The organism is Xanthomonas sp. NCPPB 3218 (genome assembly GCF_056725185.1).
On the sequence record NZ_CM161516.1, the window covers coordinates 628052 to 651695 of the forward strand.

20 protein-coding genes are annotated in these 23644 nt (G+C 67.7%); 8 read left to right on the plus strand and 12 right to left on the minus strand.

Annotation, left to right across the window (positions count from 1 at the left end):
• Positions 1–231 precede the first annotated feature (231 nt).
• From fis to AC1PLS_RS02765, 3 genes are all read right to left on the minus strand, one after another.
• The gene (gene fis, locus AC1PLS_RS02755) at positions 232–504 is read right to left on the minus strand and encodes a DNA-binding transcriptional regulator Fis (RefSeq protein WP_002804983.1); all 273 of its coding nucleotides are present in this window, start codon (positions 502–504) and stop codon (positions 232–234) included.
• Positions 505–620: 116 nt separating this feature from the next.
• Positions 621–1766, minus strand: a complete 1146-nt coding sequence (locus AC1PLS_RS02760) for a DUF3426 domain-containing protein (RefSeq protein ID WP_184432296.1) — start codon at positions 1764–1766, stop codon at positions 621–623.
• 373 nt (positions 1767–2139) lie between these two features.
• Positions 2140–2517: a helix-turn-helix transcriptional regulator gene (locus AC1PLS_RS02765; protein ID WP_039523154.1), complete on the minus strand. Its 378-nt coding sequence runs from the start codon at positions 2515–2517 to the stop codon at positions 2140–2142.
• Between the two features lie 147 nt (positions 2518–2664).
• Between AC1PLS_RS02765 and AC1PLS_RS02770 the strand changes: the two genes are divergently transcribed.
• Complete coding sequence (locus tag AC1PLS_RS02770) at positions 2665–3168, plus strand: hypothetical protein (protein WP_039523155.1); 504 nt, start codon at positions 2665–2667, stop codon at positions 3166–3168.
• Positions 3169–3180: 12 nt separating this feature from the next.
• Here AC1PLS_RS02770 and prmA read toward each other — a convergent pair whose 3' ends face one another.
• Entirely contained in the window at positions 3181–4101 is a 921-nt protein-coding gene (prmA, locus tag AC1PLS_RS02775; RefSeq protein WP_039509979.1) for a 50S ribosomal protein L11 methyltransferase, read from the minus strand.
• A 367-nt stretch (positions 4102–4468) separates the two neighbouring features.
• Between prmA and AC1PLS_RS02780 the strand changes: the two genes are divergently transcribed.
• Positions 4469–5395 (plus strand): hypothetical protein, encoded by a 927-nt coding sequence (locus tag AC1PLS_RS02780; RefSeq protein WP_054591308.1) that lies wholly within the window; start codon positions 4469–4471, stop codon positions 5393–5395.
• The gene (locus AC1PLS_RS02785; protein ID WP_016903365.1) at positions 5392–5757 is read left to right on the plus strand and encodes a hypothetical protein; all 366 of its coding nucleotides are present in this window, start codon (positions 5392–5394) and stop codon (positions 5755–5757) included. The genes AC1PLS_RS02780 and AC1PLS_RS02785 overlap by 4 nt, the downstream gene beginning before the upstream one ends.
• Positions 5758–5929: 172 nt before the next feature.
• On the opposite strand, the gene accC is transcribed toward AC1PLS_RS02785, so the two are convergent.
• The 7 genes from accC to AC1PLS_RS02820 form a co-directional block, all read right to left on the minus strand.
• On the minus strand, positions 5930–7297 hold the full coding sequence (accC, locus tag AC1PLS_RS02790) for an acetyl-CoA carboxylase biotin carboxylase subunit (RefSeq protein ID WP_016903366.1): 1368 nt from the start codon (positions 7295–7297) through the stop codon (positions 5930–5932).
• Between the two features lie 42 nt (positions 7298–7339).
• The gene (locus AC1PLS_RS02795; RefSeq protein WP_221190814.1) at positions 7340–7669 is read right to left on the minus strand and encodes a four helix bundle protein; all 330 of its coding nucleotides are present in this window, start codon (positions 7667–7669) and stop codon (positions 7340–7342) included.
• Between the two features lie 76 nt (positions 7670–7745).
• On the minus strand, positions 7746–8231 hold the full coding sequence (gene accB / locus AC1PLS_RS02800) for an acetyl-CoA carboxylase biotin carboxyl carrier protein (RefSeq protein ID WP_016903367.1): 486 nt from the start codon (positions 8229–8231) through the stop codon (positions 7746–7748).
• Between the two features lie 97 nt (positions 8232–8328).
• Complete coding sequence (gene aroQ, locus AC1PLS_RS02805) at positions 8329–8775, minus strand: type II 3-dehydroquinate dehydratase (protein ID WP_039811529.1); 447 nt, start codon at positions 8773–8775, stop codon at positions 8329–8331.
• Between the two features lie 473 nt (positions 8776–9248).
• Positions 9249–11573: a protein-disulfide reductase DsbD family protein gene (locus tag AC1PLS_RS02810; RefSeq protein WP_481104181.1), complete on the minus strand. Its 2325-nt coding sequence runs from the start codon at positions 11571–11573 to the stop codon at positions 9249–9251.
• A gap of 5 nt (positions 11574–11578) precedes the next feature.
• Positions 11579–11911 carry a divalent-cation tolerance protein CutA gene (cutA, locus tag AC1PLS_RS02815; RefSeq protein WP_024940554.1) on the minus strand — a complete coding sequence of 111 codons (333 nt, stop codon included), beginning with the start codon at positions 11909–11911 and terminating at the stop codon, positions 11579–11581.
• A 231-nt stretch (positions 11912–12142) separates the two neighbouring features.
• Positions 12143–13954 carry an endonuclease gene (locus AC1PLS_RS02820; RefSeq protein ID WP_184432291.1) on the minus strand — a complete coding sequence of 604 codons (1812 nt, stop codon included), beginning with the start codon at positions 13952–13954 and terminating at the stop codon, positions 12143–12145.
• A 434-nt stretch (positions 13955–14388) separates the two neighbouring features.
• Between AC1PLS_RS02820 and AC1PLS_RS02825 the strand changes: the two genes are divergently transcribed.
• The 5 genes from AC1PLS_RS02825 (at position 14389) to AC1PLS_RS02845 (ending at position 21632) form a co-directional block, all read left to right on the plus strand.
• Positions 14389–14676, plus strand: a complete 288-nt coding sequence (locus AC1PLS_RS02825; protein WP_003483210.1) for a co-chaperone GroES — start codon at positions 14389–14391, stop codon at positions 14674–14676.
• A gap of 135 nt (positions 14677–14811) precedes the next feature.
• Positions 14812–16452: a chaperonin GroEL gene (gene groL / locus AC1PLS_RS02830; protein ID WP_039523170.1), complete on the plus strand. Its 1641-nt coding sequence runs from the start codon at positions 14812–14814 to the stop codon at positions 16450–16452.
• 753 nt (positions 16453–17205) lie between these two features.
• The gene (locus AC1PLS_RS02835) at positions 17206–20097 is read left to right on the plus strand and encodes a TonB-dependent receptor plug domain-containing protein (protein WP_260214104.1); all 2892 of its coding nucleotides are present in this window, start codon (positions 17206–17208) and stop codon (positions 20095–20097) included.
• A 224-nt stretch (positions 20098–20321) separates the two neighbouring features.
• Positions 20322–20531, plus strand: a complete 210-nt coding sequence (locus AC1PLS_RS02840; RefSeq protein ID WP_126750501.1) for a hypothetical protein — start codon at positions 20322–20324, stop codon at positions 20529–20531.
• A gap of 27 nt (positions 20532–20558) precedes the next feature.
• Positions 20559–21632 carry a 3-deoxy-7-phosphoheptulonate synthase gene (locus AC1PLS_RS02845; RefSeq protein WP_046345560.1) on the plus strand — a complete coding sequence of 358 codons (1074 nt, stop codon included), beginning with the start codon at positions 20559–20561 and terminating at the stop codon, positions 21630–21632.
• A 437-nt stretch (positions 21633–22069) separates the two neighbouring features.
• Here the strand turns inward: AC1PLS_RS02845 and AC1PLS_RS02850 are convergent, their stop codons facing one another.
• On the minus strand, positions 22070–23584 hold the full coding sequence (locus AC1PLS_RS02850) for an acetyl-CoA hydrolase/transferase family protein (protein WP_104543436.1): 1515 nt from the start codon (positions 23582–23584) through the stop codon (positions 22070–22072).
• Between the last annotated feature and the right edge of the window lie 60 nt (positions 23585–23644).

A 23644-nucleotide genomic window follows, 5' to 3' on the forward strand; every position in this document is an offset into this window, starting at 1 on the left:
CGCGCAAGCAGGGCACGCTGGGCGCGACAGAAGTATTGCGCCGACGCGTGGGATCAAGAGCGAACACTTTGGGCAGCCCGACCCGACATCAACACGCTGCGCATTCCACAACACGCAACGAGATCGGCCATCGGCCGCGTCATCACCAAGCGTGCCGGCGCAGCGCATTACCAGCCCGCAGTACACCCCAACGCTCTAACGAATCCCCAATCCCGATTCCCGATTCCCGTCCTACGTCAACCCGTACTCTTTCAGCTTCTTGCGCAGCGTGGCGCGGTGAATGCCCAGCATCGCCGCCGCGCGGCTCTGGTTGCCTTCGCAGTGGTTGAGCACTTCCACGAACAACGGGATCTCCATCTCGCGCAGCACGATTTCGTACACGTCGTCGGCGTCGCTTCCGTCCAGGTCGCGCAGGTAACGGCGGACGGACTGGGCCACGTGTTCGCGCAGCGGCGACTTCGGGGCGCCACGACTGGTGTCAGGACGAGAGGGGGCTGCGTTCAAAGGAGGTTTCCCAGTGTCACGAAGCCGGGACGCGTGGCCGGCGAGGGGGAGTGAGTCTAGCGCGTGACCTCCCCGCTCGCCACGCCCGTGTGGCCATTGGCGCAGGTCGGGTCCGCTCAGCGGAAGTCGAAACTGAAGGCGGCCGTGCTCGCGGCCGGTTCGCGCACGCGAAACGCCACCTGCACCGCCTGGCCCGGCGCGAGCGTGTCCTGCGCGGCCGGCGGCTGGCCCAGATACTCCTGCGGCGCCAGCACGCGCGTGCCGATCACCCGCCCGTCGGCGTCGGACAGCGACAGCTGCAGCCACGGCCAGGCCTGCGCCCAGCGTGCCTCGTTGCGGAAGCTGGCCTGGATCTGCAGCACGCCCGGCACCCCGGGCAGCGGGCGCACCTCGCGATTGAGCAAGGTCAGCGCGGCCGGCTCGCGCCAGGCCGGCAGGGTGCAGCGCGCCACCGTGCAGGCGGCGCTGACCAGCGGACGCCAGCGCGCATCGGCGGCCAGCTGCGCACGGTCGGCGATGACGATCTGCAAGGCCAGCAGGCCGACCAGCCCGAGCAGCAACGCCCACTGGCGGCCGCTGGCGCGCAGCCGTGGCCGGCTTAGCCCGCGGCGTGCGAATGCAGGCGCGGCCTGGGCTGGCAGTGGCTGGAACTGGGCGGGCGCCGCCGCGTCGGCAGCGTCCGCGTCGTTGTCGCTGGGCTCGGCGTCCGTGTCCGGAGCGCTGCCGGGTGCTGGCGGGGCGGCCAGGTCGGAGGCGGGAGCAGACGCGGTGCCGTGCTCACGCTGCCGGTCTGTGCCTGCCACGCCGGCGGCCGCCACGCTGCGCGGATGCGTGGTGGTCGGCTGTGCAGCGGCAGTGCCGGCGAGCGCGCTGGGGATGTCGCCGGGACCGGCCGCTGTGTCTTCGGCAGGATCGCCGGGCAGCTGGCGCGTGGTCGCCGTGGTCCACGCCAGCCGGTCCGGCTCAGCGGCATCTGCCGCGGTCTGGCCGGCATCGGCGGTCGGCAGCAGGATGTCCAGCGGCACCGAATCGCTATGCGGCGCAGTCGCCGGTGGCGCAGACGGCGGCGGAACGATCGGCACCGTCGGGGCGGCCACCGGCTCCGCCAATGGTGCCGGCACCAGTGCGCTGGCCGGCACCGGCGGCGCGTGCAGCGGCGCGTCGGCCGCAGGCACCACCGGGGTCGGGATCAGCGACGGGGCAGCCGGCGTCGCACGCAGGAACGTGGCCAGTGGGCGGCGCGGTGGCGGGGTCTCGGACATCGGCAGACGTGCAGCGGGAAGAACCCTATTCAACCACGCGCACGCCGATGGGCGAACCCGGGCGCGTCATGCGTGCGGCACGCAGCCGCAAGCGCAGATGCCGCTTCCATCGACTGCGGGGTACGCATCCCGTTGGCTGGCCAACCGTCGCGCCGCTGTGACCACCCCGCCGCAGACCAAGGCCGCATTCCAGCAAAGACGCATTCCAGCCAACAAGCAAACGCAACGACCGGCACCACGTCATCCAAATCCGACTGAGCCAGCTACCACTCCGAGCTTGCCTTACAAACGAAGCCCCAAGCAGCCTGCCCCCGAATCCCGAATCCCGAATCCCGAATCCCGAATCCCGAATCCCGAATCCCGAATCCCCAACTCAACGCCGACGCCGCGTCTTGCCCTCGGCCAGCAACAGATCGAGCAGGCCGCTGCGCTGACGCGGCGCCAACGTGTCGAAGCGGTTCAGCAGCACGCGTTGCTGCTCGTCCAGATGGCGGTACTGCGCGGGTTCTTCGGCGATCGTCGGCACCGGTGGGCCGAAGGTGCGCTCACCGCGGCCGGTGGCCAGGTATTCGAACGCCATGCCGCTGCGCCTGGCCAGGCCGATCAGGTTGTCCACCGAAGGCGCGGTGCCTTCGGCCATCTCCCACTGCGCCACCGCGCTACGGGTTACGCCCAGCTCGCCGGCCAGGCCTTCCTGGGTCAGCTTGGTCAGGGCGCGGGCTTCGCGGACGCGTTCGTACAACTTGCTCACACGGCACCGTGAGTGGGGAACGGGCCGGGAGATATAGCCCTAGCAGCAATCAGGGATAGTTCGTATACCTTTCATATGCCGATATGTTTGCGATACTGTCCGGGCGTCAATGATGACGGGATCACAGCGAACTCAAGGAGGACATCCATGGTCGAGCCAGCCGCTCCCAAATCCGCCCGTTCCACCACGCCGGCAACGCCGCCCGCCGCGCCACCACCCGCGGCATGGCCGGCACATTCGCCGCTGGATCCGGCGATCACCCGCTTTCGGGGCGCGCCGTGTTACCAGGTCTGGCAGCGCCAGGACGCGTGGACCGCGGTGGCCGACGGCACGCAGTGGTCGGCCGGGCTGGCGCCGCGGTGGTGGGCGCTGCGCCAGCGGCACTGGCGGCTGCTGGCGCTCAGTGTGGGTTTGCTGGCGCTGGCCGGCGGCCTGGCCAGCCTGGGCCCGCGCACGTGGTCGCTGCCGGCCTGGGCGGCCTTGCTGCTGGCCGAGCTGGGCCTGCGCGTGCAGCTGGCCCGGCAGGCCGGGCCGTGGCGCAACGCGGCGCTGCGGCGTGCCGGCTGGCAGGCGGTGACCCGCCTGCGCGCCATCAGTGTGGCCGATGCGGTGACCACCGCGCAGATCCGCGCCGGCCGGCCACACCGCTGACCCGAGGCGGCGTCAGTGGCGGCGCACGCCGTCGATGCGCATCCAGTCTTCGTCGCGTTCGCAACGCAGTTGCTCGAACCAGGGCGCGTAGCGCTGCAGCAGTTCCTCTTCCTGACCATGCAGGATGCCCGACAGCGCAATCCGCCCGCCCGGTGCCACGCGTGCGGACAAGGTGTCGGCCAGCGCATCCAGCGCCGAGGCCAGGATGTTGGCGACCACCACCGGATAGGTCTGCACCGGTTCGTCCTGCGGCAGGTACACCGCCAGCTGCGCCTGCAAGGCGTTGCGCTCGGCATTGTCGGCAGTGGCCAGCAGCGCCTGCGGGTCGTTGTCCACGCCCACCGCGCTGGCCGCGCCCAGCTTCAGCGCGGCGACGGCGAGAATGCCCGAGCCGCAGCCGAAATCCAGCACGCTGCGGCCCTGCAGCTCGCCACTGCCGGCCAGGCTGTCCAGCCAGCGCAGGCACAGCGCGGTGGTCTGGTGCGTGCCCGAGCCGAACGCCAGGCCCGGATCCAGACGGATCACTGCGGCGTCGGGCGCTTGCGCGGCCTCGGGCAGCGCGTGATTCCACGGCACGATGAAGGTGCGCGCGCCGAACTGCATCGGCTTGAACTGATCCATCCAGGCGCGTTCCCAGTCGCTGTCGTCAACCGTGCGGAACGCCACCTGGCTCCAGTCCAGCCCGGGGTCGAACGCTTCCAGCGCGGCGAGCAGCACCAGCGCATCGCTGTCGCCGTCGAACAGGGCGTTCAGCACCATGGTGTTCCACAGCGGCGTTTCGCCGACGCCGGGCTCGAGAATGGCGCGCTCGTTGCTGGTGTCGGCATTGGCGTCGAGCAGCGTCACCGCCAGCGCGCCGATGTCGTCCAGCGCATTCTGGTAACGGGGCTGGGTGGCGTCGGAGCAGGGCAGGGTCAGTTCAAGAAACGGCATCGTGGCGGTCGGGCAATTCGAAAGCGTGCATCGTAGACCATTCATGCAGGCGGACTCCTGCGCGACGGGCGCCGGATAGGCAGGCGCACCGCGTGCGTGATACGGCGGATGCCGTCGCCTGATCGGTGCAATCCGCACATGCGGCGCGGTGGCGCCGGCCGCTGCCGGCGCAGCACGCGGGCGCGCCGGCAACCAGACGCCCGCTGCGCGCCACGCACGCCACACCCGCGCAGATCACCGTCCTCATGCAATGCACCGTCCGCCGTTCGCTTCGGCAGCGTCCGCTTGCGCGCCAGCGTGCGCGGGCGCGGGTGCTAGACTCCGCGCCGTCGCTGCGGGGCTTTCCGCAGCAGGGTCGCCGCTGTCCATGCCGCTTGCTCGTGCCCGCCATCTCTGGCTGTTGCTGGCTCCCGTCGCGCTCGCGGCGGCGGCCTGGTGGCATGTGCGCGCGCAACCGGGCGATTCGCCCACCGCCGCGCTGCCGGCGGTTGCCAGCAATGCCCGTGCCGGCGCGCCGGCAGCGCGGGCGCACGCGCCCGCCGAACGCGGCACTGCCCTGCAACTGCCCTACCGCGATGCGGTGGACGCGCAGCCAGACCTGTACCGCTATGCGCAGCAATTGCAGCAGCAGGTGCGGGCCGGCAATGCGCAGGCGGGCTGGCGCCTGAGCCGCGTCTACGATTACTGCGCGCCGTATGCGTCCAGCCCGGCCGGTTACGCCGCCGACAGCGCCTGGATCGCCGCGCAACACACACCCGGCGTGGCGGCGATGCACGCGGCGCGCACGCGCGTGGCGCAACGCTGCGCCGGCTTTGCGCCCAGCGATGGCCTGGGCCCGCGGCTGGTGGCGCAGCAGCGGCAGGCAGCCGCGCATGCAGGCAACCTGGCTGCCGAGGCGGCGTTGCTGGCGCTGGGCGAGCCGCTGCAGCGCTCGCCCAGCTACAAGCGCGCGCTGGTGCAACGCGTGCTGACCTCGCGCGACCCGGAGGCCTACCTGGCGCTGGCGCCGGCGATGGGCGCGCGCGCCAGTGGCGATGACAGCCTCGACGGCTACGTGGCCGGCGATCAGTTCGCCGAGCTGGCCTGGCAGGTGGCTGCATGCCGGCTGGGGCTGGATTGCAGCGCTGACAGCACCCTGGTCACCAGTTATTGCGCCAATGCGGGCATCTGCTCGCGCAACAGCGCACAGGATTTCGTGTCGTTCGTATTCGATGCCGCGGTGCCGCGGCAGGGAGCAGACAGAGTGGATGAGATGGTCGATAGCTTGGTCTCCGAGCCGGGAGCGCAGTCATGAATTACCGTCGCCTGGCGCATGGCGCCAAGTTCTGGTTCTGGGTCGCGTTGTTCGTGGCGTATTCGGCCGCGGCCGTGGGCATCGTGATGATCGACACCGCCGATCACCGCTACCAGCCGCTGTCGGTCAAGTCGACCACGGTCGCCGCCGACGAACAGCAGCGACGGCATGGCGCCAGCCAGGTGGCCGCGGTGTACCGCGCCAGCAGCGCGATGCCGTTTTCGACACTGCCGGCCGGCTCCACCTTCCAGGTGGTGTGGCCGGATGGCTCCACCGAAACCATGACCGTGGTCGACCCGGCCTCCTCCAGCGGCATCGTGCCGGTGCCGGGCAGCCAGCAGCCGGCGCCGCGGATCCGCTAGCACCCAGGATCCCGTAGGAGCGCACCTGGGCGCGACGAGGCTCCACCGATAAAGCGCGGTCGCGCCCGGGTGCGCTCCTACGCACAGGTCGGCTGGCCTGCGCAATGCACCGGGCAACAACGCAACAAGCCCGGTTTCCCGGGCTTGTTGCGCGGTGCACTGGCCGGTGCGATCAGACCAGCGCGATCGACTTGTTCTTGCGCTCGGCCAGGCGCTTTTCCAGATAGTGGATGTTCTGCCCACCGGCCTGGAAGCCCTTGTCGCGCATGATGCGCTGCTGCAGCGGGATGTTGGTCTTGATGCCGTCCACCACCATCTCGCTCAGCGCCACGCGCATGCGCGCAATCGCGGTCTCGCGATCGGGGCCATGCACGATCAGCTTGCCGATCATCGAATCGTAGTTCGGCGGCACCTTGTAGCCGGCGTAGATGTGCGTATCCACACGCACGCCCGGGCCGCCGGGCGGATGGAACGCGGTGATCAGGCCCGGATTGGGCATGAAGGTTTCCGGGTCCTCGGCATTGATGCGGCACTCGATCGCATGCCCGCGCAGCACGATGTCGCTCTGCTTGATGGTCAGCTTGCGGCCGGCGGCGATGCGCAACTGCTCGCAGACCAGGTCGATGCCGGTGATGCGTTCGGTGACCGGGTGCTCCACCTGGATGCGCGTGTTCATTTCGATGAAGTAGAAACGCCCGTCTTCGAACAGGAACTCGAAGGTGCCCGCGCCGCGATAGCCGATGCGGATGCAGGCATCCACGCAGACCTTGCCGATCTCGTTGCGCAGTTCTTCGGTGATACCCGGGGCCGGCGCTTCTTCCACCACCTTCTGGTGGCGGCGCTGCATCGAGCAATCGCGTTCGCCCAGATGGATCGCACCGCCCTGGCCGTCGGCCAGCACCTGGATTTCCACGTGGCGCGGATTTTCCAGGAACTTCTCCATGTAGACCTGATCGTTGCTGAAGGCGGCCTTGGCTTCGGATTTGGTGGTTTCGATGGCAGCCTTCAACGCGGCCTCCGAATGCACCACGCGCATGCCGCGCCCGCCGCCGCCGCCGGCGGCCTTGATGATCACCGGGTAGCCGATCTCGCGCGCCACCTTGGTGTTGGCGACGATGTCGTCGCCCAGCGGGCCGCCCGAACCGGGCACGCACGGCACGCCGGCGGCCTTCATCGCGCGGATCGCCTCCACCTTGTCGCCCATCAGGCGGATGGTGTCGGCCTTGGGGCCGATGAAGATGAAGCCGGATTCTTCCACGCGCTCGGCAAAATCGGCGTTTTCCGACAGGAAGCCGTAGCCGGGATGGATGGCCTGCGCATCGGTCACCTCGGCCGCGGCGATCAACGCCGGGATGTTGAGGTAGCTGTCGCTGGAGGCAGCCGGGCCGATACACACCGACTCGTCGGCCATGGCCACGTGCTTGAGGTTGCGGTCGACCGTGGAATGCACCGCGACCGTGCGGATGCCGAGCGTGTGGCACGCGCGCAGGATGCGCAGCGCGATTTCACCTCGGTTGGCGATGACGACTTTATCGAGCATGGGAATAGGGAGTCGAGAATGGGGAATGGGGAGAAGCGGGCATCATGGTGCGGCTCCACGTCTGCGTAAGGCATTCATCAATGCGGTGAGCTTGGCGAAGACCTGGTCGACCTGCTGGCTGACGATGTCTTCGTCTTCGGTGTTGCTATAGCCCAGTCGTACGGCGATCTGGACCTGTGTATCCAGTTCGGAGAGCGAGCCGCGCGCAATCGAGAGAAACCGCGCGTAATCGGGAGTTGAACGTCGCGCCGCACCTTCGGCGATATTCGACGGGATGCTGATGGCCGCACGGCGCAGTTGCGCCGTCAGGCCGTAGCGTTCCTGCTCGGGAAAGACCTCGGTGAACCGATAGATCATTTCCACAAGCTCCATGGAATCGCGCCAGGCCTCCAGGCGTTCATGAGGCCGCTTTGCCGATTCCCGATTCTCCACTCCCGATTCCCGGCTCTCAGCCAATCACAAACAACGGCTGATCGAATTCCACTGGCTGGCCGGTTTCGCCGAGGATGGCCACGATGGTGCCGGAGACGTCGGCTTCGATCGGGTTGAACATCTTCATCGCCTCGATGATCGCCAGCGTTTCGCCGGCCTTGACCTGCTGGCCGACGGTGACGAAGGCCGGCTTGTCCGGCGAGGGCGAGGTGTAGAACGTGCCGACCATCGGCGCGCGCAGCACGTGGCCTTCCGGCAGGGCGGCAGCCTGCTTGGCGCCGCCGGTGGAGGCCTCGGTGGGCGACTGCATCGGCATGCTGGGGGCGGCCGGGGCCTGCGCGGGCGGGGCAGGTGCGTACTGCTGCACCGGCGCGCTCATCACGGTGGTGCCCTTGGGCACGCGTGCCAGGCGCACGCTTTCTTCGCCTTCCTTGATCTCGATTTCGGCGAGATTGGATTCTTCGAGCAGGTCGATCAGTTTCTTGATTTTGCGGAGATCCATACGGGCCTCATGAGGTGAATCGGTGGAGGTTGCCGGCGGCTGCCGGCGGAAGGGGGTCAGGCCGTCGGCGCGGGCGCCGGCGTGGGTGAGCGGGATGTCATGCGTCGCGTTCCAGCCGCGCGATCACCGCTTCCAGCGCCAGCCGGTAGCTGTCGGCACCAAAGCCGCAGATCACGCCGTCGGCCTTGTCGCTGAGATAGCTGTGGTGACGGAACGGCTCGCGCGCATGCGGGTTGGACAGATGGATTTCCACGAACGGCAATCCCACGCCCAGCAGCGCATCGCGCAACGCCACCGAGGTATGGGTGAAGGCGGCCGGGTTGATCAGGATGTAGGCGGTGCCGTCCTCGCGCGCGGCGTGGATGCGCTCCACCAGCACGTGCTCGGCATTGGACTGCAAACAGGCCAGCGCATGCCCGGCGGCCTGCGCACGGTCCACCAGGGCCGCATCGATCTGCGCCAGCGTGGTGCGCCCGTAGACATCCGGCTCGCGGGTACCGAGCAGGTTGAGGTTGGGGCCATGCAACAGCAGCAGGTGGGCCATGACATCCGGGAGAGCGGAAAGGCCGGAAGTCTGCGCGATGTCGCCGATGCTGTCCAGATAGACGAAGTTAGGTCTGTTTTAAACGATTGTTTTAATTTCATGGTGGCACGCTGCTGCGTTGGTGCGCCAGGCCCTGTGGGGCTGCGGTTTCGCGGCAGGCGCCCAGCCTTGCCGGTCGGTCGATCGCATGCCGACCATCTGCTGAATCACCATGGGGCGTAGTGCAGCGCGTCCATCCGCGGAAGTGGTGCGTTCGCTGCCGCGCGTCCCGGACCCTGCTATCTGTCGTGCTGTCGTGCTGTCGTGCTGTCGTGCTGTCGCGTGGCGTGCTCGGCAACGCCGGCTGGTGTTCGCCGGCATCCAGCCACTTCAGCGCCGATCGGCGCTCGCTCCCTTCATCATCGACCCATGCCGTCCATGCATCGGGCCGCCGTTCGAGCCGGCGTGCCGGCCCGCGGGTCTGACCGACCGGCTCACCTAGCCGCGCGCAGCAACGCATCCTCGGTGATCGCGTTGGTCAGCACGGTCGGCAGCACCGCCGGCGGCGCGCCGGGGCCGTAGACCACGTACAGCGGCACGCCGACGGCCTGGTGCTGGTCGAGGAAGGCGCTGATCCTGGGGTCGACATTGGTCCAGTCGCCTTTCATGTAGACCGCGTCGACGCGGCGCAGTGCGTCGCGGAAGTCGGCGCTGCTCAGCACGTTCTTCTCGTTGGCCTTGCAGGTCACGCACCAGTCGGCGGTCATGTTGACGAACACCACGCGGTTGTCGGCGCGCAGGCGGTCCAGCAACTGCGGCGAGAACGCCACCACGCCTTCGGCGGCAGTGGCGGCCGGCAGGCGCAGGCGGGTGACCCCGACCACCGGCACGATCGCCAGCACCAGCATCACCGCGGCCAGGCCCATGCCGATGCGATGGCTCTTCCAGCGGCTGCGCTCGAAGCAGAACAGGCCCAGTGCCAGAAGGGTGGCGCCAACCAGCATCAGCGCCAGCGCGTCCACGCCGCGCTGCTTGCCCAGCACCCACAGCAGCCAGATCGCAGTGAGATACATCGGGAACGCCAGCACCTGCTTGAGCGTTTCCATCCACGCGCCGGGCGTGGGCAGGCGCCGCGCCAGCGAGGGGATGAAGCCGATCAGCAGGAACGGCAGCGCCAGGCCCAGGCCCAGTGCCAGGAACACCAGCATCGCCAGCAGCGCCGGGGCGGTGAAGGCATACGCCAGTGCGGTGCCCATGAACGGGGCGATGCAGGGGCTGGCCACCACGCAGGCCAGCACGCCGGTGAAGAAATCGCCCAGTGGGCCATTGCGCGCTGCCAGCGACTGGCCGATGCCGCCCAGATTGCTGCCCAGCGTGAACACGCCCGACAGGCTCAGGCCCACCGCAAACATCAGATAGGCCAGCGCCGCGACGAACCACGGCTGCTGCAGCTGGAAGCCCCAGCCGGCCGCCTGCCCGGCCGCGCGCAGGCCGATCACCAGCGCGCCGATCGCCGCAAACGACACCAGCACGCCCAGCGAATACCAGATCGCATGGCTGCGCGCGTGGCTGCGGCTCTCGCCGCTGTGGGCCAGGCCCAGCACCTTCAGCGACAGGATCGGCAGCACGCAGGGCATCAGGTTCAGCACCAGCCCGCCGAGCAGGGCCAGCACCAGCATCGCCAGCAAGCCCTTGTCGGTGTGCGGCGGCTGGGTGCGCTGCGGATTGTCGGCCGAGGCATCTGCGGCCGGCGCTGCAGTCGCCGCGGGCGTCGGTGCTGGCGCCGGTTCCGCAGGCAGCTGCCCGGCCGGCAGCGGCGAGATCATCAGCGGCGCCGCCTGCGCCTGGTTCTGCGGCGACACCGTGCCGGCGGGCAACTCCAGCGCCACCCGACGGGTCATCGGCGGGTAGCAGATGCCATCGGTCTGGCAGCCCTGGAAGGTCGCCACCAGGGTCGCCTTGACCGGTTCGGCATGCTCGCGCAGCAGCGGCAAGGTGACTTCGGCCTGGTCGAAATACACCACCACATCGCCGAAGTGCTCATCGCGGTGCGCCTTGCCCTGCGGCCAGCGCGGCAGCCCGGGACGCACGCCGCCGGCGCCTTCCAGCGCCAGCGAGGTGCGGTCGCGGTAGATGTAATAGCCGGGCGCGGGGGTGAAGCGCAGCAGCAGGCTGTTGCCGTCGCCGACGATGGCTTCGAAGGTGAAGGCCTGCTCGGCCGGCAGCGGCAGTGCGTCCACGCCGGCGGCCTGGCCGGTGCTGCCGAACATCCGCGGGCCTGCCGGTGCGCGCGGCACCAGCGCGCCCAGGTTTTCGCGCGGGGTGGCGGACGTCGCGGCGGGAGCCGAGGCATCGGGCAGGCGCACGCGCAGCTCGCGGCGTTGCGGCGGGTAGCACACGCCGGCGTCGGCGCAGCCCTGGTATTGCACCTGCAGCACGGCGGTCTGCAACCCGGCATCGGCCTTGCCGGCCAGTCTTGCCTGCAGCTGCTTGCGGTAGGTCTGCACCTGGCCGAAGAACTCGTCGTGCTTGCTCTCGCCTTCCGGCAGCGCCAGCTCGCCGGCGGCAAAGCCTTGCCCGGATTTGACGCTGATGCGGTGGCGATACAGGTAATAGCCCGGCGCGATCTTCCAGTGCAGCGCGATGCTGTCGCGGCTGTCGGCGGTGGCGCTCAGGGTGAAGGCCTGATCCACCGGCAGCAGGTCGGCCTCGGTGACCGCGGCCTGCGCGGGCAGGGGCGCCACCAGCGCCAGCGGCGCGGCGAGCAAGGGTACGGCCAGCAATGCGCAGCGGGCGATCCAGCGGGACAGAGACTTCATGGACGTCAGGATTCCTTGCGGGTTTCGGCCCGGACCCAATCGAGATACGCCGGCAGCCCGGCGCTGGCTTGGACCGCGATCGCCTCCGGCAGTTCATATGGATGCAGCGCCTGCAGCCGCGCGATGGCGTCCGGCAGGCGGTCTTCCCAGGTCTTGATCAACAGCTGCACTTCCTGGCTGCGCTCGATCGCCCCGTTCCAGCGGTACAGCGACTGCACGCCGGGCAACTGGGTGACGCAGGCGGCCAGGCGCTCGTCCAGCAGCACGCGCGCAATGCGCTCGGCGCTGTCGGCATCCGGACAGGTGCTGAACAACAGATGGAGGGAAGAGGCGCTCATGTGACCGCGCAGTGTAATCCCCTGTCTGCGGGGGATCGACCGCAGTTTCCGGAACAGGGCGTCAAGTTCGCTGAGCCTGGCGGCTGTCCGGCGATATCGGTCCTGCGCCTGCCCGCTGATGTTGAATGACGCAGGCCGACGGCTCGCGCGCCTGCTGCGCGGTCGGGCACGTGGATTGCCGCTGCAAGGCCGTCTCCCGGCCCGGCGCCTGGGGCGCCGGGCCGGGCCGGATCAATTGGCCAACTGGCAGCTGGCCGGCTTGGCCGAGGTGAACAGGCTCGAGGTCGCCCATTCGGGGTGATCCACGAACGGGTTGCGGTTGCCCTGGAAGCTGAAGATCACCTGGTTGCGCGCCCGCTCGGCATCGTCCGGCGGGTCGGCCTGGTGCCAGGCCAGCAGCGTGGACAACAGGCCCATGTAGGCCGGCGAGGCCGAGGTCTGCACGATCTTGCTACGGTCGTCGGTGAGCTCCAGGTCCGGCTCGGACTGCCCGGTGGCCGCGTCGGTACCGCCCTCGTAGCGGATTGCCATGTACATCACCGCACGCGCCATGTCGCCCTTGCGCTTGCCCCACACCTCGAAGGTACCGCCGTTGCCATCCGGGGTGCGCACCCAGTTGGAATTGCCCGGATAGCGCCCGCTGCCGCCGCCACTGCCGTCATTGACCTCGGTGACCCGCTCGCCGCAGCTGCTGGTGCAGGCCGCGTAGGGCTTATTGCCGCGGTCGGCGTTGAAGGCGGTATCGGTGAGATACAGCATGTGGGTATCGGTATAGGGCGCATACGGCAGCCCCTTGTCGCCGCTGGCGCTACCAAAGCCCAGCGAGTTGGGCCAGGTGTGCTCGCGGTTGTAGGTCAGCCCGCTCCCGGTGCCGGCACGGTCGCTGCCCTTGGCGTAGCTGCGGTTGCGGTAGGCGTCCAGGATCCGGCCGCTGTTGTTGGGATCCTCGTCGGCCATCTCCAGGATGGTCCAGGTGCTGGTGCCCGAGCCGCTGTACGGATAGACCGTGTGGCCCTTGATCACGGTGTGCAGCGAACAGCGCAACTGGCTGGCATTGGCGGTGTTGACCCGCGAGTAGTAACCGGTGCCGCCGCCGCTGGCGGTGGCCACGGTGAAGGCGATCGACTGGTTGGCGGCCGGGCTCAGCCCGCTGGCATCGCGGATGGCGCTGGCGGTGATCGCCAGGGTGCAGCGCTCGCCACCGACCAGGGCGGTGTTGGTGGACAGGCTGAAGCGGGTGCCGCTGGTCGGGTAGCTCAGCGCCACCGTGCCGGAGCTGGCGCAGCTCAGTGCGAAGGCGCCGCTGCTCAGCGTCACCGCCTCGCTGAAGCCCACGCTCAGGTCGCCGGCGGCGGGAAAGCCGGTCGCGCCCTGGGTCGGGGTGGTGCTGGTGATCGTCGGTGCCGCGCCGGTCTCGCCGCCACCGCCGCTGCCGTTGAAGCTCTGGCCGCGGTTGCACGCGCCAAAGGTCTGCGCCGACGAGCCGGCCCAGCTGAAGTTGGACGCGCTGCTGCCGGTGCCGGTCAGTTGCAGCGAACTGCCGACCGCGCTGCTGTTGCTCTCGCTGACCGGCAGGTTCTGGCTGGTGATGCCGGCGGCAGGGCCGCCGCTGGCGGTGATGGCGCCTTCGTAACTGAGGAACTGCACCAGCTGGCCGTTGGGGTCGACCAGCGCCACGCCGTCGTTGGGCCCGTTCTGCACGCCGTTGCTGGCGTAGCCGACCGTGGCCACGCGCACCTGGCTGCCGCAGCTGACCAGGCTGCCGGCCGGCACCGCCGTATTGGCGTAGACCGTGGCCGCGCCCGGTGTGCTGCCGTTGTACAGATAGATGCGGTAGCCGCTCAGCGATTCGCCGGCGGTGGCCACCACTTCCACCCCTTCGCCGCTGTCGCCGGAGGCGCCTGCGTCGTCGTAATGCAGTTCGTTGATGAACACCGCCGCGTGGGCGGTGGGGATGGCCAGCGCGAGCGCACAGGCCAGGGGAAGCGTGCAGCTGGGGGACCAGCGCAAGGGGAAAACACGTGCAGGGGACGGCAACCTCATCGACAGCTCCTTGTGATCGGGGAATGCGTGGCCGACTGTAAAACGTGCGCATGACAATCGGTGGAACCTGGTTCCATTTTTAGAGCGGCTGCTCCGGCGACTGCTCGGTGCGCACTGTCCGGCGTGACAGTGGCTCGGTAGCCGGCCTCAGGCGCAGCCGGCTGTTGCGCAGCCCGGTTCCCGACCCGGCTGACCGTCGCCAGCGGTCGTACTGCTTGCCAGGTCGTGTCGGCCGCGTCGTGGCCCTGGGACGGAACTGCCCGGCGAAAATTTTTTGCCCCCCAGCCCTTGAAAGCTGGCCACACAGCACAATCTCTGGCCCGCACCCGCTCTGTCGGGTTTTTTCCGCGCGCTGTGCTGGCAGTCGTCACATACGAGTGCTAACATCGCCGATAATTTCCAGACCAATCAATCACTTAAGAGGGTCTTTCTCTATGAGCATCAAGCCGCTTCACGACCGCGTTGTAGTCAAGCCGATCGAAGCCGACGAAGTTTCCGCCGGCGGCATCGTGATCCCGGACTCCGCCAAGGAAAAGTCCACCAAGGGTGAAGTCGTCGCCATCGGCGCCGGCAAGCCCCTGGACAACGGCAGCCTGCGCGCGCCGGTGGTCAAGGTCGGCGACAAGGTCATCTACGGCCAGTACGCCGGCAGCAGCTACAAGTCCGAAGGCGTCGAGTACAAGGTGCTGCGCGAAGACGACATCCTGGCGGTCATCGGCTGATAGCCGTTGACGGCGGATTCGGGAGTGGGGATTCGGGATTGGCCACTGCGCTTGGCGCAGCTGATCCCGCATCTCCCCCGAACCCCGCTTTAGCCAATCCCCAATCCCCAATCTCAAATTCCGGAGTTACAACAAATGGCTGCTAAAGACATTCGTTTCGGTGAAGACGCACGTACCCGTATGGTTCGTGGCGTCAACGTGCTTGCCAATGCCGTCAAGGCCACCCTGGGCCCGAAGGGCCGCAACGTCGTGCTCGAGAAGAGCTTCGGCGCGCCGACCATCACCAAGGACGGCGTCTCCGTCGCCAAGGAAATCGAACTGGCTGACAAGTTCGAGAACATGGGCGCGCAGATGGTCAAGGAAGTCGCTTCCAAGACCAACGACAACGCAGGCGACGGCACCACCACCGCCACCGTGCTGGCCCAGGCCCTGATCCGCGAAGGCGCCAAGGCTGTGGCCGCCGGCATGAACCCGATGGACCTCAAGCGCGGTATCGACCAGGCCGTCAAGGCTGCCGTCGTCGAGCTGAAGAACATCTCCAAGCCCACCACCGACGACAAGGCGATTGCCCAGGTCGGCACCATCTCGGCCAACTCGGACGAATCGATCGGCAACATCATTGCCGAAGCGATGCAGAAGGTCGGCAAGGAAGGCGTGATCACCGTTGAAGAAGGCTCGGGCCTGGAAAACGAGCTGGACGTGGTCGAGGGCATGCAGTTCGATCGCGGCTACCTCTCCCCGTACTTCATCAACAACCAGCAGAGCCAGTCGGCCGACCTGGACGACCCGTTCATCCTGCTGCACGACAAGAAGATCTCCAACGTGCGCGACCTGCTGCCCGTGCTGGAAGGCGTGGCCAAGGCCGGCAAGCCGTTGCTGATCGTCGCTGAAGAAGTCGAAGGCGAAGCGCTGGCCACCCTGGTGGTCAACACCATCCGTGGCATCGTCAAGGTCGTGGCCGTCAAGGCACCGGGCTTCGGCGACCGTCGCAAGGCGATGCTGGAAGACATGGCCGTGCTGACCGGCGGCACCGTGATCTCCGAGGAAGTGGGTCTGGCGCTGGAGAAGGCCACGATCAAGGACCTGGGCCGCGCCAAGAAGGTGCAGGTCTCCAAGGAGAACACCACCATCATCGACGGCGCCGGCGACTCGGCCACGATCGAAGCCCGCGTTGGCCAGATCAAGACCCAGATCGAAGACACCTCGTCCGATTACGACCGCGAGAAGCTGCAGGAGCGCGTGGCCAAGCTGGCCGGTGGCGTTGCAGTGATCAAGGTCGGCGCGTCGACCGAAATCGAAATGAAGGAAAAGAAGGCCCGCGTCGAAGACGCCCTGCACGCTACCCGTGCAGCCGTCGAAGAAGGCGTGGTCCCGGGCGGCGGTGTGGCCCTGGTGCGTGCGCTGGTGGCCGTCGGTAACCTGACCGGTGCCAACGAAGACCAGACCCACGGCATCCAGATCGCCCTGCGCGCGATGGAAGCCCCGCTGCGCGAAATCGTGGCCAATGCCGGCGAAGAGCCGTCCGTGATCCTGAACAAGGTCAAGGAAGGCACCGGCAACTACGGCTACAACGCGGCCAACGGCGAGTTCGGCGACATGGTCGAGTTCGGCATCCTGGATCCGACCAAGGTCACCCGCTCGGCGCTGCAGAACGCAGCCTCGATCGCCGGCCTGATGATCACCACCGAAGCCATGGTGGCCGATGCACCGAAGAAGGACGAGCCGGCGATGCCGGCCGGCGGTGGCATGGGCGGCATGGGCGGCATGGATTTCTGATCCACGCCACTCGGCTGTTGCAGCAAAAAAGGACCCCGCCGAAAGGCGGGGTTTTTTGTGGGCGGTCGTGGATGCCGCAAGAGGTCGTGCGTGGCCACGCAGACCCCATCATGACCCGTAGGAGCGCCCCAGGGCGCGAAAGGGCTTCACCGGGAATGCCCAGTCGCGCCCGGGTGCGCTCCTACGCAGCGCCGATGCCGCGGCCCCAACCGTGTCGAACCCGCGCGTGCGCATGGTCACGCAGACCCCATGACCCCGTAGGAGCGCCCCGGGGCGCGAAGGGGCTTCACCGGGAATGCCCCCAGTCGCGCCCGGGTGCGCTCCTACGCGGGGCCGATGCCATTGGCTTGCGCAATCGGTTCGCGGCCTCGACCATGTCGAACCCGGCGCTTGCATGGCTACGCAAACCCCATGACCCCGTAGGAGCGCCCCAGGGCGCGAATGGGCTTCACCGGGAATGCCCCAGTCGCGCCCGGGTGCGCTCCTACGCGGCGCAGATGCCACGGTTCGCGCAATCGGTTCGCGGCCCCAACCGTGTCGACGTGCGTGCCATCGCGTGGATCGCGAACCCCATCACACTTGCATGACAGTGTGTTGACATCGATGTCAGCGCCAACCTAGCGTCGCTGGGCAGGCGCTTGCGCCGAACGGTCGGGGGGCCATCGGACAGGGGGCGGCGATGCGGTGCATCGCTCGCAGGCGTCGTTGCAGTGGAACGCCACGCCGGCCATGCCGGCCTCTCCCGGGGATCTTATGAACTGCCGCAGTCATCGCCTTGCCTTGTCGATTTCCTTGTCCCTCGCCCTGACCGGCGCCATCGCACCGTCGGCGGCTGCCCAGCAGGCCGAGCCGGAGCAACCGCGCGCCACCTCCACCTTGGACGCGGTCAGCGTCACCGGCTCGCGCATCAAGCGCGCGCAGGTCGAAGGCGCGCAGCCGGTGGTCACCATCTCTGCGCAGCAGATCCAGCAGGAAGGTTTCGCCACCGTCTACGACGTGCTCAACAGCATGAACCAGCAGGGCTCGGTGGAGGCCGATACGCAATGGGGCTCGCATACGCCCAACGCCTCGCCGATCAACCTGCGCGACCTGGGCCCGGGCCGCACCCTGCTGCTGGTCAACGGCCACCGCGTGGCCGACTACCCACTGCCGTACGGCGGCGAGAGCAACTTTTCCAACTACAGCAACATCCCGTCCGCGGCGGTGGAGCGCATCGACATCCTGACCGGCGGCGCCTCGGCGATCTACGGCTCGGACGCGGTGGCCGGCGTGGTCAACGTGATCCTCAAGCGCGATTACCAGGGCGACCAGGTGCGGCTGCGCGGCGGCACTGCCACCGAAGGCGGCCGCGACAGCTTCGACGTGTCCTGGGCCGGCGGGCGCACCGGCGAGAACTGGAGCCTGACCTACGCGCTGCAGGCCACCCGGCGCGATCCGCTGAGCGGGCGCGATCGCCCCGAGATGGACGATTCCGACGACATGGCCTATTCCAACTGGACCGGGCAGAACCGCCGCTACGGCTTCAACCCGTTCACCGGCCTGAGCCTGGTCGATGCCAACACCAACGAACGCCTCGCACCGCCCGCCGGCACCTGCGCGCGCTTCGGCGGCGAGTTCATCGACGGGCAGCGGCTGAGCTACAACCAGAACACCGGGGTGGTCACCAACGCCGGCGACTACTGCGGCGTGGCACGCGATTACGGCGACTGGGGGCTGGTCACTGGCAGCGAGGACTACTCGGCCTATCTCTACGGCACCTGGAAGTTCGGCGAGCACACCGAAGCCTGGGCCACGCTGTCGGCCAACCGCAGCATCGGCCGCTGGACCTACGACCCGCCGTATGTGTATCTGGGTCCGTTCCAGGACGCCGACACCGGCCGCTCGCTGTATGCGATCCGGCAGCTCACCCGGCGCGAGGCCGGTGGTTGGGACCGGCTGGCCAACTACAACAAGGAGCAGTCCTGGGACCTGAGCGCCGGCTTGCGTGGCGTGTGGGCCGACCGCTTCGACTGGGAGCTGAGCGTGGGCCGCTCACGCTACACGGTGGACGAATACGTACGCACCGTGGACACCGCCCGCGCCACCGATTATTTCCTCGGCAGCCCCACCGGCACCGCCGCCGACGGCGCGCCGATCTATGCGATCAACCAGGCGCGCCTGTATGCACCGCTGTCCTCGAGCGAGTACGACGAGCTGGTCGCCAAATCGCATAACTCGGCGTATTCGTGGGTGAACCAGGCCAGCTTCAGCCTGAGCGGCGATCTGGTGCAGGGCTGGGCCGGGCCGATCCGCTTCGCCACCGTGGCCGAAGTCGCCAAGCAGGGCTACCAGCTGTCGCCCGACCCCTGCGCCAACGAGTGCTATCCGGTCGATGTGGTGGACAGTGGCGGTGGCGAGCGCATGCGCAGTTCGGCCGGGCTGGAATTGCAGATTCCGCTGCTGTCGACGCTGAGCGCCAATGTCGCCGGCCGCTACGATCGCTACGGCAGTTATCGCTCTTCGGCGGCGATTCCGACCGATGTCGGCACCCAAAGCGACACCACCTGGAGCGCGGGTCTGGAATGGCGCCCGGTCGAGAGCCTGTTGGTGCGCAGCACGCTGGCCACCAGCTTCCGCGCACCGGACATGCATTACGTGCTCGGCGAACCCAGCTCCACCAACCAGACCGTGATCGACCAATACCGCTGCATCGCCACCGGCGCGTATCTCACCGGCGGCTGCAACGACGAGAACAGCAACATCTACTACACCGTGGACGTGAACCGTCGCGGCACGCCGGATCTGCGCTCGGAAACCGGCCGCTCGTTCACCGGCGGGGTGGTGTGGGACATCGTGCAGGGCCTGTCGCTGAGCGTGGATTACTACCGCATCGAGCTGGAGGAAATGATCAAGGATCTGGACCGCGACGAGATCCTCTCGGCCGAAGCCGGCTGCCGCACCGGCACCACCATCAGCGGCGGCGCCTGGAACAATCCCGGCGGCGCCGGCTATTGCGACACCATCACCTCGCGCGTGCTGCGCAACGCCGACGGCACCATCGCCAGCATCGAGCGCGGCCCGATCAACCTGGCGCAGATGGAAACCTCCGGCATCGATGCCTCGCTGAAATACCGGCTTGCCACCGCGGGTTGGGGCAACTTCCAGTTGTCGCTGGACTACAACAACCTGCTGGCCTATCGCGAGCAGATCTACCGTACCGACAGCGATGAAAACCGCCGCGACGAACGCGTGCGCAGCCGTGTGCGGGGCAGCGTGCATTGGGACAACGGCGGCGCCTGGGACTGGACGGTGTACTTCCGCCGGCTCGGCTCCATGCGCGCGGTCAACTGGGGCACCTGCGAGCGCTTCGACGACGGCTACCAACCCAGTGCCTCGGACGCATGCGTGGTCACCGACACCGCCAACGTGCATCTGGGCGAGAGCAGCAAGCGCTACTTCGGCCGCGTCGGCCCGGCGATCTACTGGAACCTCAGCACCGGCTACAGGATCACCGACCACGCCAAGGTCAACTTCTACGTCAACAACGTGTTCAACGAAGTGGGCTACGAGAACAAGGAGCGCTTCTACGGTTACGGCTTCTACAACACCACCTTGTTCAACCCGATCGGCCGCGAAGTGGCGGCGGAATATGTGTTTACGTTCTGATTGAAGGTGCTGGCCGCATCGCACGTCACGGCACAGCGTCGTGGCGTGCGATGCATCGTCGATGCCATCTGCGCAGGCAAGCCGTACGCGAACCCGGCCTGCCAACGCGCGCGTGGTAATGCCGCGCATCGGTTCGCCCAGCTTGTCGTGCGCCGCGGTGGTCGGCGCGACACATGCGGCTTGCAGGCACCCCGCGGGAGCACCGCTGCAACGTTCCGTTGCCGATGAAACAGTGGCAACGGCCAAACGTGCGTGGTATCAATGCACTCAATGAACGCACCCCGCAGCCAGTTTTACTTTTGGTACTACGGTTTTCCGATGCCGCTGGCGGAGGACGGATTGCGCTCACCCTGAAGAAATCTTCAGCAGCATTCCCGAAAAGCCGCCAGCGCACACTGGCGGCTTTTTTGTTGCCGCCGCGCCTGGCTCCCTGATGCAACACCGCCCACCGAGACACTGTTATGCCGCCTGTGACCGATGACCTGCGTATCCGCAAGATCGAAGCCCTTGCCCCGCCCTCGCAGCTGCTGTCGCTGCTGCCCTGCGACGAGCGAGCCTCCGAGACCGTGACCAATTCGCGTGCCGCGCTGCACGAGATCCTGCATGGCCGTGACGACCGCCTGGCGGTGGTGATCGGGCCCTGCTCGATCCACGATCCGGTCGCGGCGATGGACTACGCGCACCGCCTGCGCCCGCTGCGCGAGCAATTCGGCGACGCGCTGGAGATCGTGATGCGGGTGTACTTCGAAAAGCCGCGCACCACCATCGGCTGGAAGGGCCTGATCAACGATCCGGATCTGGATGGCAGCTTCCAGATCAACAAGGGCCTGCGGGTGGCGCGCGGTCTGCTGCGCGACATCAACAACCTCGGCCTGCCGGCCGGTGTGGAATTCCTCGACATCATCTCGCCGCAGTACATCGCCGACCTGGTGGCCTGGGGCGCGATCGGCGCACGCACCACCGAAAGCCAGGTGCATCGCGAAATGGCCTCGGGCCTGTCGTGCCCGGTGGGCTTCAAGAACGGCACCGGCGGCGACGTCAAGATTGCGGTGGACGCGGTGGGTGCGGCCTCGCACCCGCATCATTTCCTGGCCGTGACCAAGGACGGCCACACCGCGGTGGCCGCGACCGCAGGCAACCCGGACTGCCACGTGATCCTGCGCGGCGGCAAGCAGCCCAACTTCGACGCGGCCAATGTGGAAGCGGCCAGCCAGGTGCTCAACACGTCCGGCTTGCCGGCGCGCCTGATGATCGACGCCAGCCACGCCAACAGCGGCAAGAATCCCGAGAACCAGCCCAAGGTCATCGACGATATCGCCACGCAACTGGAAGGCGGCGAGACCCGCATCGTCGGCGTCATGGTGGAAAGCCACCTGGTCGGCGGACGCCAGGAACTGGTGCCCGGCTGCGCACTGACCTACGGCCAGAGCATCACCGACGGCTGCCTGGGGTGGGACGCCTCTGTGCAGGTGCTCGAGCGCCTGGCGACGGCCGTACGCGCACGTCGCGCAAGGCGGGTTGCCGAAGCTGCGTGATCGGCGAGGCGGTGGGGTGAGAGCACGAGGCTTCGCGCGGACCCTCATCCTGCGCTACGCGCCACCTTCTCCCGCCGGGAGAAGGGAGAAGCCCCTCTCGAGCAGCCTGGCAATGAACACAAGCGCATGCGTGCTGATGGCCGCTCCAGAACGAGAACGCCGGGCCGGCGCAGGGAGCCGGCCCGACGGATTGGACACCACCCAGTGGTGACCCGTCGCGCCCAGTGGCAGGAGGGGGAGAGAGCCGTCCTGCCGCCGAATGCGAGCGGGCAGGAACGTTATCCGCCACATCCGTGACATCGCGATGTCGCAGCATGTCGATGCCAGCAATGAAGTTCGCGAAGCGTTAAACACCAGCACGACGACCGTGCTCCGATCTCTCTAGCAACACCGTCACGCTGCGCTACAACTCTAGATTCCCGATTCCCGATTCCCGCTCACCCCAACATATCCCCCGTCTCCAACCAGCGCTGATGCCACGACAGCGCCTCGGTCAGCAGATGCGGGGTGTGCTTGCCATAGCTGTCGCGATTGGCGCGCGCCACATAATCTTCCAGCGCATCGCGGTAGCGCGGGTGTACGCAGTGATCGAGCAACTGGCGTGCGCGTTGCTTGGGTGTGAGGCCGCGCAGATCGGCCAGGCCCTGTTCGGTGACGATCACCGAGACATCGTGTTCGGTGTGGTCGACATGGCTGACCATCGGCACGATCGACGAGATGCTGCCGGCCTTGGCGATGCTGGGGCTCAGGAAGATCGACAGGAAGCCGTTGCGGGCAAAGTCGCCGGAACCGCCGATGCCGTTCATGATGCGGCTGCCCATCACGTGGGTGGAATTGACGTTGCCGTACAGGTCGGCCTCGATCATGCCGTTCATGCCGATGCAACCGAGCCGGCGCACCAGCTCCGGATGATTGGAAATCTCCTGCGTGCGCATGATGATGCGTTGCCGGTAGAAATCGATATTGCGCTTGAACTCCTCGTTGCCTTCCGGGCTGAGCGCAAAACCGGTGCACGAGGCGTAGCGCAGCACGCCATCGCGCAGCAGCGCGAGCATGCCGTCCTGGATCACTTCGGTGAATGCTTCCAGGTCGCGGAAGCCGCTGCGTGCAAGCCCCGCCAGCACCGCATTGGGAATATTGCCCACGCCCGATTGCAGCGGCAGCAGGCTGGCCGGCAGCCGGCCCTTGTCCACTTCGTGGCGCAGGAACGCGATCAGGTGCTCGGCGATGCGTTCGCTGCTGTCGTCGGCGGCAGCAAACGGGCTGTTGCGGTCCGGGCCATGCGTGCGCACCACTGCCACGATCTTGTCCGGGTCGCAGCGCAGGCTGGGCTCGCCGATGCGGTCGTCGCCATGCACCAACGGGATCGGCTTGCGCTGCGGCGGCAGCGCAGTGCCGTAGTACACGTCGTGCATGCCATCCAGGCCGGCCGGCTGCCAATCGTTGACCTCGATGATCACCTTGCTGGCCAGGTCAAGCCAGGTCTTGTTGTTGCCGATCGAGGTGGACGGCACCAGGCTGCCGTCGGCGCGGATCGCCGAGACTTCCACCACGGCGGTGTCGATCTGGCCGTAGAAGCCGAACCACACGTGCTGGGCGACGTGGCTGAGATGGATGTCGATATAGTCCAGCGTGCCGGCGTTGATGCGTTGGCGCGCGTCCGGGTCGGACTGGAACGGCATGCGCATGGCGATGCCGTCGGCCTTGGCCAGCGCGCCGTCCAGTTCCGGCGCGGTGGATGCGCCGGTCATCAGCTTGATCTGGAATGGCTGGCCCTGCAGATGCGCCGCTTCGATACGCTGTGCCAACGCCATCGGCACCGCCTTGGGGTAACCGGAGCCGGTGAAGCCGCTCATCGCCACGGTCTCGCCCGGCTGGATCAATGCGGCAGCGGCCTCGGCAGAAACCAGGCGCTCGCGCAGCGGCGCGTACAGGATGCGTTCGTCGGACATGGCGGCACAGCGGGACAGGGGACTGCCATTATCGCTGCTGCATGCGTCGGCCGCGCTGCG

Excerpts from the sequence above, each read along its gene's own strand:
- AC1PLS_RS02760 (WP_184432296.1), bottom strand. The coding sequence starts at position 1,766 with ATGTCCGAGACCCCGCCACCGCGCCGCCCACTGGCCACGTTCCTGCGT.
- AC1PLS_RS02770 (WP_039523155.1), top strand. The coding sequence starts at position 2,665 with ATGGTCGAGCCAGCCGCTCCCAAATCCGCCCGTTCCACCACGCCGGCA.
- prmA (WP_039509979.1), bottom strand. The coding sequence starts at position 4,101 with ATGCCGTTTCTTGAACTGACCCTGCCCTGCTCCGACGCCACCCAGCCC.
- AC1PLS_RS02780 (WP_054591308.1), top strand. The coding sequence starts at position 4,469 with ATGCCGCTTGCTCGTGCCCGCCATCTCTGGCTGTTGCTGGCTCCCGTC.
- AC1PLS_RS02785 (WP_016903365.1), top strand. The coding sequence starts at position 5,392 with ATGAATTACCGTCGCCTGGCGCATGGCGCCAAGTTCTGGTTCTGGGTC.
- accC (WP_016903366.1), bottom strand. The coding sequence starts at position 7,297 with ATGCTCGATAAAGTCGTCATCGCCAACCGAGGTGAAATCGCGCTGCGC.
- AC1PLS_RS02795 (WP_221190814.1), bottom strand. The coding sequence starts at position 7,669 with ATGGAGCTTGTGGAAATGATCTATCGGTTCACCGAGGTCTTTCCCGAG.
- accB (WP_016903367.1), bottom strand. The coding sequence starts at position 8,231 with ATGGATCTCCGCAAAATCAAGAAACTGATCGACCTGCTCGAAGAATCC.
- aroQ (WP_039811529.1), bottom strand. The coding sequence starts at position 8,775 with ATGGCCCACCTGCTGCTGTTGCATGGCCCCAACCTCAACCTGCTCGGT.
- AC1PLS_RS02810 (WP_481104181.1), bottom strand. The coding sequence starts at position 11,573 with ATGAAGTCTCTGTCCCGCTGGATCGCCCGCTGCGCATTGCTGGCCGTA.
- cutA (WP_024940554.1), bottom strand. The coding sequence starts at position 11,911 with ATGAGCGCCTCTTCCCTCCATCTGTTGTTCAGCACCTGTCCGGATGCC.
- AC1PLS_RS02820 (WP_184432291.1), bottom strand. The coding sequence starts at position 13,954 with ATGAGGTTGCCGTCCCCTGCACGTGTTTTCCCCTTGCGCTGGTCCCCC.
- AC1PLS_RS02825 (WP_003483210.1), top strand. The coding sequence starts at position 14,389 with ATGAGCATCAAGCCGCTTCACGACCGCGTTGTAGTCAAGCCGATCGAA.
- groL (WP_039523170.1), top strand. The coding sequence starts at position 14,812 with ATGGCTGCTAAAGACATTCGTTTCGGTGAAGACGCACGTACCCGTATG.
- AC1PLS_RS02835 (WP_260214104.1), top strand. The coding sequence starts at position 17,206 with ATGAACTGCCGCAGTCATCGCCTTGCCTTGTCGATTTCCTTGTCCCTC.
- AC1PLS_RS02840 (WP_126750501.1), top strand. The coding sequence starts at position 20,322 with ATGAAACAGTGGCAACGGCCAAACGTGCGTGGTATCAATGCACTCAAT.
- AC1PLS_RS02845 (WP_046345560.1), top strand. The coding sequence starts at position 20,559 with ATGCCGCCTGTGACCGATGACCTGCGTATCCGCAAGATCGAAGCCCTT.
- AC1PLS_RS02850 (WP_104543436.1), bottom strand. The coding sequence starts at position 23,584 with ATGTCCGACGAACGCATCCTGTACGCGCCGCTGCGCGAGCGCCTGGTT.